The 13,928-nt window shown below is 44.2% G+C and carries 8 protein-coding genes; 3 read left to right on the top strand and 5 right to left on the bottom strand.

What is annotated here, in order from left to right:
- Positions 1 to 13 precede the first annotated feature (13 nt).
- Positions 14 to 1,081, bottom strand: coding sequence for an aldose 1-epimerase family protein (locus NK987_RS16850; RefSeq protein ID WP_259264799.1), 1,068 nt, complete (start codon positions 1,079 to 1,081; stop codon positions 14 to 16).
- Between the two features lie 336 nt (positions 1,082 to 1,417).
- On the opposite strand from NK987_RS16850, the gene NK987_RS16845 reads away from it, so the two are divergent.
- On the top strand, positions 1,418 to 2,203 hold the full coding sequence (locus NK987_RS16845) for an NIPSNAP family protein (protein WP_259264798.1): 786 nt from the start codon (positions 1,418 to 1,420) through the stop codon (positions 2,201 to 2,203).
- A 77-nt stretch (positions 2,204 to 2,280) separates the two neighbouring features.
- Here NK987_RS16845 and NK987_RS16840 read toward each other — a convergent pair whose 3' ends face one another.
- The 4 genes from NK987_RS16840 to NK987_RS16825 form a co-directional block, all read right to left on the bottom strand.
- A complete protein-coding gene (locus tag NK987_RS16840; RefSeq protein ID WP_259264797.1) occupies positions 2,281 to 3,102 on the bottom strand; it encodes a 3-keto-disaccharide hydrolase in 822 nt (273 codons plus the stop codon).
- A 35-nt stretch (positions 3,103 to 3,137) separates the two neighbouring features.
- Positions 3,138 to 5,795, bottom strand: coding sequence for a c-type cytochrome (locus NK987_RS16835; protein WP_259264796.1), 2,658 nt, complete (start codon positions 5,793 to 5,795; stop codon positions 3,138 to 3,140).
- A 141-nt stretch (positions 5,796 to 5,936) separates the two neighbouring features.
- A complete protein-coding gene (locus tag NK987_RS16830; RefSeq protein WP_259264795.1) occupies positions 5,937 to 7,367 on the bottom strand; it encodes a DUF1501 domain-containing protein in 1,431 nt (476 codons plus the stop codon).
- 9 nt (positions 7,368 to 7,376) lie between these two features.
- Complete coding sequence (locus NK987_RS16825; protein ID WP_259264794.1) at positions 7,377 to 9,758, bottom strand: DUF1549 domain-containing protein; 2,382 nt, start codon at positions 9,756 to 9,758, stop codon at positions 7,377 to 7,379.
- Positions 9,759 to 10,079: 321 nt separating this feature from the next.
- Between NK987_RS16825 and NK987_RS16820 the strand changes: the two genes are divergently transcribed.
- Positions 10,080 to 13,247, top strand: a complete 3,168-nt coding sequence (locus NK987_RS16820; RefSeq protein WP_259264793.1) for a PVC-type heme-binding CxxCH protein — start codon at positions 10,080 to 10,082, stop codon at positions 13,245 to 13,247.
- A 201-nt stretch (positions 13,248 to 13,448) separates the two neighbouring features.
- Entirely contained in the window at positions 13,449 to 13,901 is a 453-nt protein-coding gene (locus NK987_RS16815; RefSeq protein ID WP_258423855.1) for a nuclear transport factor 2 family protein, read from the top strand.
- Positions 13,902 to 13,928: the final 27 nt, after the last annotated feature.

The following is a 13,928-nucleotide window of genomic DNA, read 5'->3' as shown; positions in this document are numbered from 1 at the left end:
GGTTATTGATTAATTAGATTAGTTTTTCAATTCCCTCTTTTGAAGAAATAATTCTGATTTCCAAGTCATAGATTCTTTTTTCTTTGGGTTCCAAAAGGATCAAGGTCCCGTTTTTTCTTGCCCCACTTTGCCCGATAGGAGGATTGGTGGCAGGTTCTAAGGCTGTAACATATTCACCTTTTCCCCAATGCTGCCAATTGATCAGCCAAGGAAGCTGGTTCTTGTTGAAGGTAAGAGATAAACCGATTCCAAGTTTTTGATTGACAAATCCGCAGGTGCTTTTCCCGTTTTTATCGGCTTTGGGATCAATAAAGGCTACATCTTCGCCAAATCCCGCATGGGCATCCATTGGAGCTGGGCATTTTTTGAAGTTGTTTTTTGGGTTGAAAATCCTGTTGTTCGGATCGTTGTCCATGGAATTCCATTTTCCTTCCCAGACGATTTCTGTTCCTTCATCTATCAGCGGCCAACCACAATTCAAATGATAGAGCAACATGTGAGGTGCAGGCGTATTGCCAAGGTTGGTGATTTCATCCTTGACCTTGATCACAGGCTCGCCCAATATTCCCGAAATGGTTCTTTTCATCTCTAATGAAGGACCAAAGCAAGTTGTCTCCCGTATGATGCCGGTAATGCTCATTTCCATGTTTCCATTAAGTGGATCAGGTTGAATGATGGATGTGATTTCTGCGGGGATATTACTTGCATTTCCATGTAATCCTCTATTTCCAAATTCATCGGATTCGGGACCGCCAACATGTGAAAGCCCACATGTGGTCAACAATCCTCCTCCAAATGTCCTCAGCCAATCTATCCCTTTATTTGAAAAAGGTTGGGGAGAAGTGACTCCTGCATGGCTGATCCAAGCCAGGCTGTGTGCATTGAAGAAGGCATCGGCAATGTCCATTCCTCGGTCGAGTACCACTTTGTATCTCAGGCCTGTTCCGGTATTGATCCAGGCGATCCGAACTCCCTTGCCCAATCCATTATCCAAAACGGATGTTTCAATCCCTCCCAACTGCATGGGGTTGGAGATCTTGTCTTTCCAATTGGACTGCTTCAGCTCGTTCAAATCACTCATAAATCCGGTTAAATATTCAAATTTCAATTTATCATCTGAAATCTATGTCGGTATCCTGTTCTGTCAGGCATGAAATTTATCTCCCTTAAAATTAACCATTTAAAACTTTCAAAAAAGCCAAGTTTAACTTTTTCCGGGCATAAAAACTCCGGATTTTCAGAATATTCCAATAGTTATTCCGGTGTATTTTAACCTACAGATATGATGAACCAAAAAGTACATAAGACATTTTGTAAATTTTTATCCATTTATAAAATTCTCATGCTCGTTATCAATTTCTTCCCAATCCAAATGGGGATTTCAGTACATTGAAAAAGCTTTAAACCTAAAAAAACCATGAAAATCAACACATCACTTCCGGTTCTCTTTGGGATCATTTGCTTTTTTCTTGTTCTGGATCTTTCTGCCCAAAGCAGTAAAAGGGACTATTACGAATTGAAGATATATCACATAGAAAGCAAAAATCAGGAAACCCAGATTGACAATTACCTGCAAAATGCCCTGCTGCCCGCTTTGCATAGAAATGGAATAGAAAAAGTCGGTGTTTTCAAACCGATTGCGACCCAAACCGATGCCGGTAAAAAAATATATGTATGGATTCCGTATAAGTCCTTGAAGCAATATGTGGGCCTTCAATCCAAATTGGATAAGGATGCCGCATACCTAGCCGCGGGAAAAGACTATATCAATGCACCGCATAATAACCCTCCTTACAAAAGGATAGAAACTTCTTTGATGCAGGCTTTTTCCAGCACACCAAGATTCACAGAATCAAATGTAGAAGGGCCGAAAAAAGACAGAATATATGAATTGAGAAGTTATGAGGCTGCGACCGAAAGATTGTACAGACAGAAAGTAAAAATGTTCAATGAGGGAGAAATTGATATTTTTCTAAAATTGGATTTCAATCCTGTATTTTTTGCCGAAACCTTGGCCGGTGCCCAAATGCCCAATCTGATGTACATGACCACATTTACCAATATGGAATCAAGGGATGCGCATTGGAAAGCCTTTGGGACAGATCCTGATTGGGACAGGATGAAGGTGATGGAGGAATATCAAAATACGGTTTCAAAAAATGATACCCGGTTGCTTTACCCGACTGACTATTCGGATATTTAAATCAGCAATATTTGAAACAAAAAGTCCAACATGTTTTTTTCATGTTGGACTTTTTTATTGCTGTCAAATAGGAGACTCTAAAGCTCCTTCAGTTGGATATTCCGGAATTTGACCTGCATCGGAGGACCGACATGGACCTGAATTCCCAATAACCCTTTCATACTTCTGTTGACAGTGTCTTCATCCACCACTTCACTGATCAGCACGCCATTGACATAGTGCTTCATCACATTGCCTTGCACCACAAGGTGGATAGCATTCCAATCTTCGCTTTTGATCAATTTCCTCAGGGAATCCGCATCTCCCAATTCTTCAGTAACGCGAAGGCCTTTCCAGGCATTTCTCTCAATGTTAGCCCGCAATTCTCCTGCAGGAGTTTGGGGATCGATGGTGGTTTTTTGCCCGATATATGCCAAAGTGGTACGCTTTCTTTCTTCGTAGTTTTGACCTGTATAGGCATTTTTACCATCAATATCCGCCTGATAGCCGCGCAATGCAAAAGGAAGTTCTGTGAATCTCTCACTCCGGTAATTGATCCCAGAATTGCCGTCCTTGGTGATATTGACTTCAAGTTTGAGTTCAAAATCCGCAGGTTCTCCGCCTTGCCAGATCAAAAATGAATTTGCGTCAAGAATGGTCTCGGGCGTAATTTCACCTACAATATTACCGTCCTCTACACGCCAATATGTTGAATCCCCTTCCCAGTTTGTTAGAGTTTTACCATCGAAAATTGGAATAAATTCTATGGTTTCAGACTCATGAATCACTGTCGGGGTGACATGTCCGGTTTCCCCACTTTTCATTTCGGTATTGTGTCCGGGATTGTTGCATCCTGCCAACCCAATAAAAACAAGGGTCATCACTGGAAAAGTATTTTGCCAAAAGGCTGACTTTTTCATTTGGTTTTTAAATTAATTATGGAAAATATCTCTTGTTATTTATACACTTCATGCTCAGAATTTCCACCAGAGATCAGGTAAGCCATCAAGTCTTTCAACTCTTCCTCATTGAGCCTGTTGATCATTCCCGGCATCATGATCGAAATCTCAGAAAGTTTTTTACTCTTGACATCTTTTTTTGGTATCTCCCTGAGTATATCCGGAGCGAATGGGTTTTGGGAAATGAAATATTTATCCGCATCCTCATTTGTCAATTTCCCTAAAACCGAGCTTCCATCAGCCATATAGAAAATGGTGGCAGCATATTGATCGGAGATGGTATTGTTTGGATTGATGGTCGCATCTAGAATGTCTTTTGCTGAAAACCTCGTGCCCAACTGGGTTAAATCGGGTCCGATTATTCCTCCTTCACCCTTCATCGTGTGGCAGGATTGACATAAAGTAGCGGCGTACATGGCTTTTCCTTTTACCAAATCCCTTCCTTTGAGATCCGCCATCAGCGGCAATGCTTCCTCTACAGTCCATCTTCTTCCCGGGCCGACAGGCTGTACATCACTGACGATAAGGTCATTGCCACTTCCAGTAAGCAGGGAAGCCCCAGACATTTCATTGTATTTCTCGAAATCAGATTTTGGCACATGTGTCAAAGCCATTTTTCTGGCCCTGTCCACGAATCCAACATAACTTACGCCTCCCTTGTATTGGAAGGCATCGTGGATCCAGGTGAAATATTCTTCTCGCAATTCCGGTGTCCAACCGACTTTGGCATTTCCCAATACTGTAGCCAAATAGGATTGTTGTGCAGGAGGGACACTCGAAAGCATCTCGGCGATATCCAATCCGTATTGGGGATTTCTCAAAATCAGATCCGAAGAAGAAGTAAATGTCTTCTGATAATCCGCATCGTCTTTGGCTGTTTTTAACAGAGTAATGCTTTTTGAAACGGCATCAGGTGCATCGATGTAGACCAAGACTTTACTCAAAGCCCTGTCTAGGTGATTGTCATTTGAAGGGAAATTAGGATTCAGGTAAGCCACTAGCTGAGACTTTAAATCTCCGGCAGGGACACCTTGTCTGAAGAGCGTCAGTTCAAAGGCACGGATCAGGTTTTGCTTATCCATATTGCTCAGACTTCCATAATCTACACCCATTATTGCCTGAAGCATCTGTGGCTGCTGCGATTTGTCAGCATGTCTTGCCATGGCAATCATGGCTTGGGTCAGAATTTTTGGATCTTTTTCAGCCAAAGCCTTGTCTTTCCAATCATTGATTGGCTGGTGTTCCAAAGCGACCCTTGCAGCATATTGGATAAACCTGTCTTCATCCTTGAGATAAGGCCATACAAAATCCACCGCACCTGCTTTTGGCCCGCCGGTATGGAATTCTTCCAGTTTTCTTCGGGTTTGAATGGCCTCAGGAACTTCAGTTGATGCGCTGCTTACTTCGGTATCTTCATCACCGGCATAGTATACTCGATATAAATCTGATTCCAACCTTCGCCCTCCTGTCATAAAATACATTGCTCCATCGGGACCGATCTCTCCATCTGTCAAGGGAAGTGGCGAACCAGAAATAAATTCCTCGGCTGTGGCCGAATAAGTAGCACCGGATGGGGTAAGGCTAACAGCGTATATGATCCCAAAACTCCAATCAAAAGCATACAGCGCTTTTTGGTATTTCTCAGGAAATTTTGCACCCGTTCCAAACATCACGTTCGTGGGGGATCCTTGTCCGATATTCAAAGTTGCCGGAAGGTTGTCAGGATAATTGGGAGACCATTTTTGGTTGCCTGTTCTCCAGCCAAACTCACTTCCACTCGTCACATGGCAGATTCGTGTGGGTCGGTACCATGGCATCCCAAAGTCCCATTCCATGTCCGAATCATAGGTAAACAATTCTCCGGCTTCATTGAAAGAAATGTCATAAGCATTTCTGAAACCTACGCTAAAAAGCTCCCAATTTTTTCCTTCAGGATCGATTTGCGCAATCCATCCTCCGGGAGCCATGCGGCTGTTGGCATGTCCACGGGGATCTTTGATCACGGGAAATACATTGTCTTCATTCCAAACCCTTGGAATTCTGTAGGCATTCATTTCAGGCACATCTACATGGTTTCCAGCCACAATAAAAATAGACTTCTTGTCGGGAGACAAAATCATGCTGTGCGGACCATGTTCTCCGGGTTCGCCCTGAAGCGATTTAATCAAGGTAATCTGCTCATATTGGTCGTCCCCATCCAGATCCTGAAGTCTGTAAAGACCGGTTCCTTTGTCAAATGTCTCATTCGCATTATGATTGACGGTGACATAGAGGCTATTGAAAGCAAAGAGTACGCCCTGTGCAAAACCCATCCCGATCTTGTCCTCAGGTCCGGTACCGATTTTCAGTTTTTCTACTTTTGGAGCCAAAGAGTCAGATCCAATTGCAGGAATTTCCAGACGGTACAGAGACCCGTATTGGTCTGTGACGACCATTCGGCCTTTGTCATCGAATGTCATCCCAACCCAAGATCCCTGTTCGTTTTCACCCGGACTGTAGATGTGCTCGGCTTTGAAACCTTCAGGAAGCTTTAATTTGGCAACTTTTGGGTGGAGGGGTTTACTTTCTTCTTCTGTTCCTTTGCCACAGGAAAAGAGAATTCCCGTGATTAAAAAAAGGCTGAGGAATTTTAAGGTTAATTTGGTGTAGGACATATTTTTTTGGGATTGAAATTGTTCGGTTGATGGTTTATTTCATTGGGATTTATGGTAATTGAAATTTCATTTCAAGTTAACTCAAATAGATTTTTCATTGAAACCGCTTATGGATATAATTTTTCAAGTTGGTTTAAGAGCTCATCCCTTCAGCAATTGCATTTCCGCTTTTCCGTGTCCGTCCGGCGTGGTATAGAAAGGCCGCTGCTCAATGATATAATTCGTGTCAGGAGCAATGCCTAATGCATGGTAAATTGTCTGGTGGAGGTCATTTATTTTGATGGGATTTTCTATGGTTTTGCAGGGGCGCTCATCGGCAGTTTTGCCAAAAACATGACCTCTTTTGATTCCTCCTCCAAACATCAATACCGAGCATCCATCGGTAAAATGCCGGTGCATGCCATAATTTTTCATGTCTTCGATGATTTCCGGAACTTCTACCTGATCCAAGACTTTCAGGTCAGGTCTGCCTTCAGTAAGCATATCCCTGCTGAATTCACTCGCGACGATGACCATTGTTCGTTCCAGCCTGCCGCTTTCATCCAGGTCTTTGATCAATTGGGCTATTGGTGCATCGATCATTTTCTTCATGTCTTTCAATCGGGTATGGCCATTGTCATGGGTATCCCAACCGAAAAAAGGTTCGTATTCCGTCGTCACACTGATAAATCTTGCTCCCTGATCGACCAGTCTTTTTGCCAAAAGGCATCCCAATCCAAACTTCCCTGTATTGTATCTGTCGTAGCTTTCCTTAGGTTCCTGAGTCAGGTCAAAAGCCTTGGCCTCGGGCGAATTCAACAGCATATAAGCCTGTTCCATGGATCTTTTGAGGGATTCCTTTTGGTAATCACTGCCAAATTCCCCCATGGCACTTTCCTTGATCAGGTTTTCATAGAGTTGGTTTCTAGACTCAAACCTTTTGGTAGACATTCCCACCGGCGGTCTTACACTTTCCAGACCTGATGTTGGATCAGGAATCAGAAAAGGTCCAAACTCACTTCCAAGAAATCCCGCACTGTGAAATGCCTTCAGCTCTTCTCCTTCACCGACAGTAAATCTTTGACCGATATTGATAAAAGGTGGTATGACAGGATTGAGTGGACCCAACTCTTTGGCAATCCACGATCCGAGATGGGGCACGACCACCGACTGTGGTGGTTCGTAGCAAGTATGCCAATGGTATTGGTGGCGGGTATGGAGGATGTGGCCAAGGTCTGCTGCAACATAGGAGCGGATCAGGGTTCCTTTGTCCATGATTTTTCCGATGGATTCCAGTCCTTCGGAAAAATGGATGCCGTCCAAAACAGTTGGCACTGAAGGGAAAGTACTCAGCACTTCACTTGATTGCATGCCTTTTCGGAAAGGCGTATATTTTTTGGGATCGAAGGTTTCGGTGTGGGCCATTCCTCCCGCCATAAAGAGCAAAATGACTGTGTCCGCTGTAGCAGGAATGGAGATTTTTGAATTACAAGAGGATATCAAACCTGCAAAAGGAGCCCCGGCAGCCATGGCAGCGATGGCGGCGGCGCTGGTTTTTTTCAAAAAATCCCTTCTGTTCAGGTCGTTTCTCATCGTTTCCTTTTAATAAATAAGCTGAAATTCAGGGAGCAGGATTACTGCCCAAAAGAAATCCTGTATCTGACCCACATCCGGAGAGTTGCCTAAAGCCGCTAAGGCGATTTCACTTTCTTTTTTGCTTGGTTTTCGGAGCAAAGCTTTGTTGTAAACCTCTTCAATAATGATTGGTCCCTCTTTGTATTTTTCTTTCCACTGCGCTGCTCCTTTTTGCAAAACAGTGTTGAGCCGCTCGCCATTGGTCAATTCCAAAGCCTGTAACAAACTCGCCTGTGAGTCACGATTGGTAGAGACAATTTCCCGGTTTGGTCTTCCCAAAGCGGTGAGAAAGCTGTTGTTGGCTACAAGGGAAGCCCGGGTAAAGTGGGTATTGGAACTTTGTTCTGTAAGAAGTTGACTTGGATTGTATTTGAGGTCTTTTTCTTCAAAAACAGGACTGAAAACCTGACTGACTGCATCAGAAAATTGTTCGGCAGTCATTCTCCGCCTCACCATCCCGTTGAAAGTAAAATCGGAGGCAGCCAAAAGGTCGGCACTTTTCACCCCGGATGATTGCGATTGGTAGATTTTGGAAGTGCCAATCAGGTAGATCAATTCCTTCAGGTCATAGTTTTTTTCTACAAAATCCGATGCGAGCCAATCCAACAAATCCTGACTCCAAGGTTCATTGTCAATTTCGTCCACGGGCTCGACCATGCCGCGGCCCATCATCTGTTTCCAGATCCGGTTGACGATGGTACGGTACATCCTACCATTGGCCGGTTGGACGAGGTATTCTGATAACTGCCTCAATTTTTCTGAGCGGGTGGCGCTGCTGTCCATCTCGCCAAGTTCTTCCCAAAGGATTCTGGTACTTGCCAATTTCCCGATAGGTTTTTCGCACCTGCTGACTTCCAAAGTGGAATCCGCAAAAATATTGTCAAATGCATAGGCTTCTTCCAATTTCCAATCGCTGATAAAGCTGTCGTGGCATGAGGCGCATTTGAGGTTGAGTCCCAAGATCACCTGACCCACATTTTGGGCGGCCTGCATCTCAGTTCGTTGGCTTGCATTGACTGTACCTCTCCATCTGATTCCCTCGATAAAGCCTTTGGAAGCGTCGGTCGGATTCAATAATTCTTTGACAAAAACATTATAGGGTTTGTTGCTTTGCAGGGATTTGTAGAGCCAATCAGTGATATTGTATCGGCCATTGGTGATGTATCCGGTTCCGGTGTAGTCGTTTCGCAGGGCATCATTCCAAAATGTAAGCCAATGAGTGGCATAATCATCATTTCTGTCCAGCAGCTTCCGAAGCCAAACCGCTCTTTTGTCAGGATTGGAATCCGTGGTAAACAATTCCAATTCTTCAGGGCTCGGAACCAATCCAACCACATCTAAGTAAATCCTACGGAGGTAAGTCCTGTCATCCACAGCAGCCTGCCATTTTAGCTCATTTTCTTTGAAATAAGCATTCACCCAAAGGTCGATGGGATTTTCAAGTCCGGCAGATGGAGGTGGGAGTACCGGTTTTCTCGGTGCCAATTCCGCTACCCGATAAACGCTTTTTTGCTCGGCGCCATCGGGCCAAGGTGCTCCTTTTTCTATCCAAAAACCAATCAGGTCAATTTCCTCCCTGCTCAAATGCTTTCCTTTGGAAGGCATGACATCCTTGTGGTTTTTTGGCAAGTTGATCCTGCGGAAGAGCTCACTTTCATCAGGATTTCCGGGTGAAATAACCGCTCCGGATTCTCCTCCTTGAAAAACAAATTCCCTCTCATCCAACCTCAGCTCGCCTTCGGTCTTTGCGCCGCTGTGGCATTTGTAACAGTTATGCGCCAAGACAGTCCGGACTTCTCCGATCAGTTGCATTTCCTTTTCAGGACTTAATCCCGATGCGCCGCTTTCGTAAGCAGCCAAGTCAAAACTGCCGGAATTATAGGAATTGCTGTTTTTCCAAGGGAAAGTTTCTGTCAAAAAATCCTCGCCATGTGTCAAGGATGCTCCAAAATGTCCCGAAAATCCGACTCCAAATGCGGCTATAAATAGCACTGCCCGGTAAGCTTTGATTTTTCCAGTTTGTTTTTTCTTCCCAACCTGATTCAAAAAGTAAAGTACAGCTATACTAAAAACCGCAGATCCAATTCCCAACCATCGGTGAAGATCTAAGAGTTCACCTTCCACAGCTTCATTGGAGGCCAGCAAAAGACCAAAAACCGCAGCTATCAAGACAGATAGAGCCCCTGCCAAAACCATGAGGTTGATTCCGGGACGTAATTTGGATTGGAATTTACCGATGGTGAACAATTCCAAAAAAGCTCCAAAAAGCAACAGGGCAATAGGAAAATGCACCACCATAGGATGGAGCCTCCCCAAAAACTGCCAAAGCCAAAAGCCTTCTGAAATCATCTTAAAATTTAACTCAATTGAATGGATTAAGAAATCGCAATCCTAATTTTCTTCTCTTTTACATAAAAATCCATCCTGTACCTTCACGTTTCTCTTTTTCTGCAGAATATTCAAAATAGCTTTTTGCCGACTGCCAATTCCCGTTTGCTATTTGAATTCCCTGTTTATACCTTAAAGGGAAATTCACCAATCGAGTTCCTCCCTCAAACAGGACAACACAGGATAGAAAAGCGGGAATTAAAAAAAACTTTTAACATTTGAAAAAACCACCAAAGCACTAGAGAACCCTCAAGAGCAATACATATTAAAGGAAAGCACAATATGATAAACCCAATCAAAAACAGCATCAAAAGATTGCTGACAATCACCCTGATTTTGTTATTGTCTACGATTTTTTACCAATGCAAAAAATCTGAATCACTTGATTTCAACAAAGGCTCCCACATTATCCTGATCGGAAACAACCTTGCCTCTCGGATGATGGAATATGGGCAGTTTGAGACAGAAATGCATGTGCGCTATCCTGATAGCTTGCTATACATCCGCAATATGGGAGACGGGGGAGATACGCCTGGGTTCCGGCCTCATTCAGGTAGGGAATCTCCTTGGGCATTTCCCGGAGCAGAAGAGTTCCAGACCGAATATGCCAACAATTCAGGTTCTGAGGGTCATTTTGAATCACCTGATGAGTGGCTAACCAGACATCAGGCTGATGTGGTCCTGGCATTTTTTGGTTACAATGAATCTTTTCAAGGGCCTGATGGCCTTGATAATTTCAAAGGCGAGCTTGATGCTTTTATCATGCATACTTTAAAACAACAATATAACGGTAAGTCCGCTCCAAAACTGGCCATCATTTCTCCCATTGCTTTTGAGGACCTTTCGGATATCCGGGATTTGCCAAATGGCAAAAAAGAAAATGAAAACCTGGCGCTTTACACTGAAGCGATGAGGGAGGTTGCCAAAAGGAATAAGGTCATGTTTGTCGATGCATTTGCACCTTCTCAGGATTGGTATGATTCGAGTGCAGAGCCCTTGACCATTGACGGTTCTCAGCTGAATGAAGAAGGATATAAAATATTCGGAGTATTTCTTGCTAATGCTGTGTTTGGGGAGGATTCACCCAAAGCTGAAGAGTACCGCGGGTTGATCCATGACATGGTGATGGAGAAAAACTGGATGTGGCACAATGACTACAAAATCCCCAATGGGGTCCATGTTTTTGGCCGTCGCTACGCTCCGTTTGGCCCGGACAACTATCCTGCTGAATTGGAAAAAATCCGTCAAATGACTGCCATCCGTGATGAGGCCATCTGGAAAGCAGCAAAAGGGGAGAAAATGGACCTTGCTGCGGCGGACAAAAACACCAGAACATTACCTCCCGTCGAGACCAATTACAACCCTGAACAAAACGGAAGTACAGAATACCTCTACGGTCAGGATGCTTTGGACAAACTTACTGTTCCCGAAGGTTACAAAATCGAGCTTTTTGCTTCGGAAGTTGAATTTCCTGACTTGGCCAATCCTGTGCAGATGAGCTTTGACAACAAAGGCAGACTGTGGGTAGCCACTGTTCCGAGTTACCCGCATTACAGGCCTGGTGATGCAAGACCAAATGACAAGCTCATTATCTTAGAAGATACCAATAACGACGGCAAAGCCGATAAGCAAATCATTTTTGCGGATGGATTGCACCTGATAATGGGTTTTGAGATTGCTCCTGAGGGGGTTTATATCTCTCAGGGCACCAACCTCAAAATCCTGATTGACACAGATGGGGATGACAGAGCCGACAAGATTGAAACACTTTTGAGTGGATTTGATGACCATGATACGCACCACGTGATTTCGGCTTTTGCAGCGGATCCTTCCGGGGCTATTTACATGGCTGAGGGGGTCTTTTTGCATACCAATGTGGAAACTTCCTATGGCCCAGTCAGGGCGACCAACGGAGGATTTTACAGATTCAATCCTGCCAGAAGCCATCTTGAGCGTACGGCGCAGTTGTCGATACCCAATCCTTGGGGAATTGCTTTTGACGATTGGGGGCAAAATTTCTTTGCCGAAACTTCCGGTCCTGATGTGAGGTGGATGATGCCAGGATCGGTATTGCCGAGATATGGTGAAGCTACCCACAAATCCGAAAACCTGATCGAGGAAGAACATAAAGTCCGCCCGACTTCGGGTTTGGAGTTCGTTTCGAGCCGTCATTTTCCCGATGAAGTTCAGGGAGACATGCTGATCGCCAATACGATTGGATTTTTGGGGATGAAGCAGCATCAGGTTTTGGACGAAGGGACAGGTTTTATCACCAAATTCAGACAAGACATTGTGAAAGGATCTGACCGTAATTTCCGCCCAGTAGATATGGAGTTTGCACCTGACGGTTCGCTTTATTTTATCGATTGGCACAATGTCCTGATCGGACACATGCAGCACAATGCCCGTGACCCGCTCCGTGACCACGTCCATGGAAGGGTTTACAGGATTACCTATCCTTCCCGTCCTTTGGTCACACCTGCGAAAGTTTATGGCGCATCCATTCCCGAATTGCTTGACAATCTGAAGCTGCCGGAATTCAGGACACGATATCGAACCCGACGTGAACTAAGAGGAAGAGATCCAAAAGAAGTGCTCCCTGCGATTGAATATTGGGTTTCAAAGTTGGACAAAAATGATCCTAACTACGAACATTACCTTTTGGAAGGGCTTTGGGTAAGTTGGGGATTGAATAAAGTTGACCAAAAATTACTGAAGCAATTGCTAAAGGCTAAGGATTTCAGAGCAAGGACAGCAGCGGTAAGAGTGTTGCGCTACTCAGGACATCAGGTAAATGACCAGGCCAATTTACTGATGCAGGCAGTCAAAGATGAAAATAGCAGGGTACGTTTGGAAGCGATAGTGGCAGCATCTTGGTTGCCAAGGGAAAAAGGACTGCCAATATTGGCGGAAGCAGAAAAAATGCCTTTGGACAAATGGTCGGTGCATGCCCATGAAGCAGCCGTGGCCCATATCAATGGCCTCTCGGTGAGAGAGAAAAAAGAGGAAACCATCAAGTCCAAATTGACCGGCAGTGACCTCGAACTGTATAACATGGGCAAAGAAATCTATGCGAGAGACGGATTTTGCAGTACCTGTCACCAAAATGACGGACGTGGACTTTCTGCTTCTTTGTTTCCACCTCTTGTGGGTACACCTTGGGTGTTGGGCAGTGAGGAAAGGTTGATTAAGATTGTGTTGAAAGGACTGATGGGGCCTATTACTGTGTTGGGTAGGGAATATCCTGGACAGGTTCCGATGACACCTTACGAAGGCATGCTCAATGACAATGAAATCGCTGCAGTTTTGACTTATGTGAGAAACTCATTTGGCAATGAAGCTCCGCCAATAAGGCCTGATCAGGTTAAAGAAGTCAGGGCAAAAGTAGCTGACAAGAAAGGTTTCTATTCCCCAGCCGAATTACTTAAAGAGCACCCGATGGAGAAGTAGAAAGTTTGGAAGATTGGAAGGTGCAATTGGAAAGAAGCAAGAAGCGATAGAAAAGACCTTTGAGGTTTTTTTGAACCTCGAAGGTCTTTTTAAGAAACTCGTGGGAAGATTGATCCATACCGAAATCAGTGAACCAAATAACCAGTTATGCCCTAACCCATCAACAATAACCATTAACCCAATAAGCAATACCCAAACGCCATGAAAAAAATTGCCACAATAATGTTACTCTGCTTTCTTGTTTTCCCGTCATTGGCTCAAACTCAGGAACAGCAAAAACTTATTGACCTAGACCTAGGATGGGAAAAGGCACTTTTGGAATCTGATGTTGATTTTTTGGAGAACTTGTTGGCTGCGGATTTTATCTGGGTTCACAACCATGCGAATTTGATTGATGGAAAAGAAGCGGTTGTGGCCAAGGCCAAGCGGATTCAGGCCGGTCAGGCAAACGATACAAGGGGAAGGAAATCACGTGACCATAAAGTGGTGGTTTTGGGAAATACCGTTGTTGTGAGTGGTTATACTGTAGTGGACAAGGGAACCAATCCGGTCATCTACCACTTTATGCGGACCTATGTCAAAGAAAAGGGTCAATACAAACTTTTGGCAAACCATACCATGGCAATCCCTGATGAGGAATTGAAGGGAAAGTGATGATTTAATGCTGTTATTTAAATCAAA

Source organism: Aquiflexum gelatinilyticum (assembly GCF_024813435.1).
Classification (GTDB): Bacteria; Bacteroidota; Bacteroidia; order Cytophagales; family Cyclobacteriaceae; genus Cognataquiflexum; species Cognataquiflexum gelatinilyticum.
Note: the sequence above shows the minus strand (reverse complement) of the source record. Positions and strands in the feature narration are given on the sequence as shown.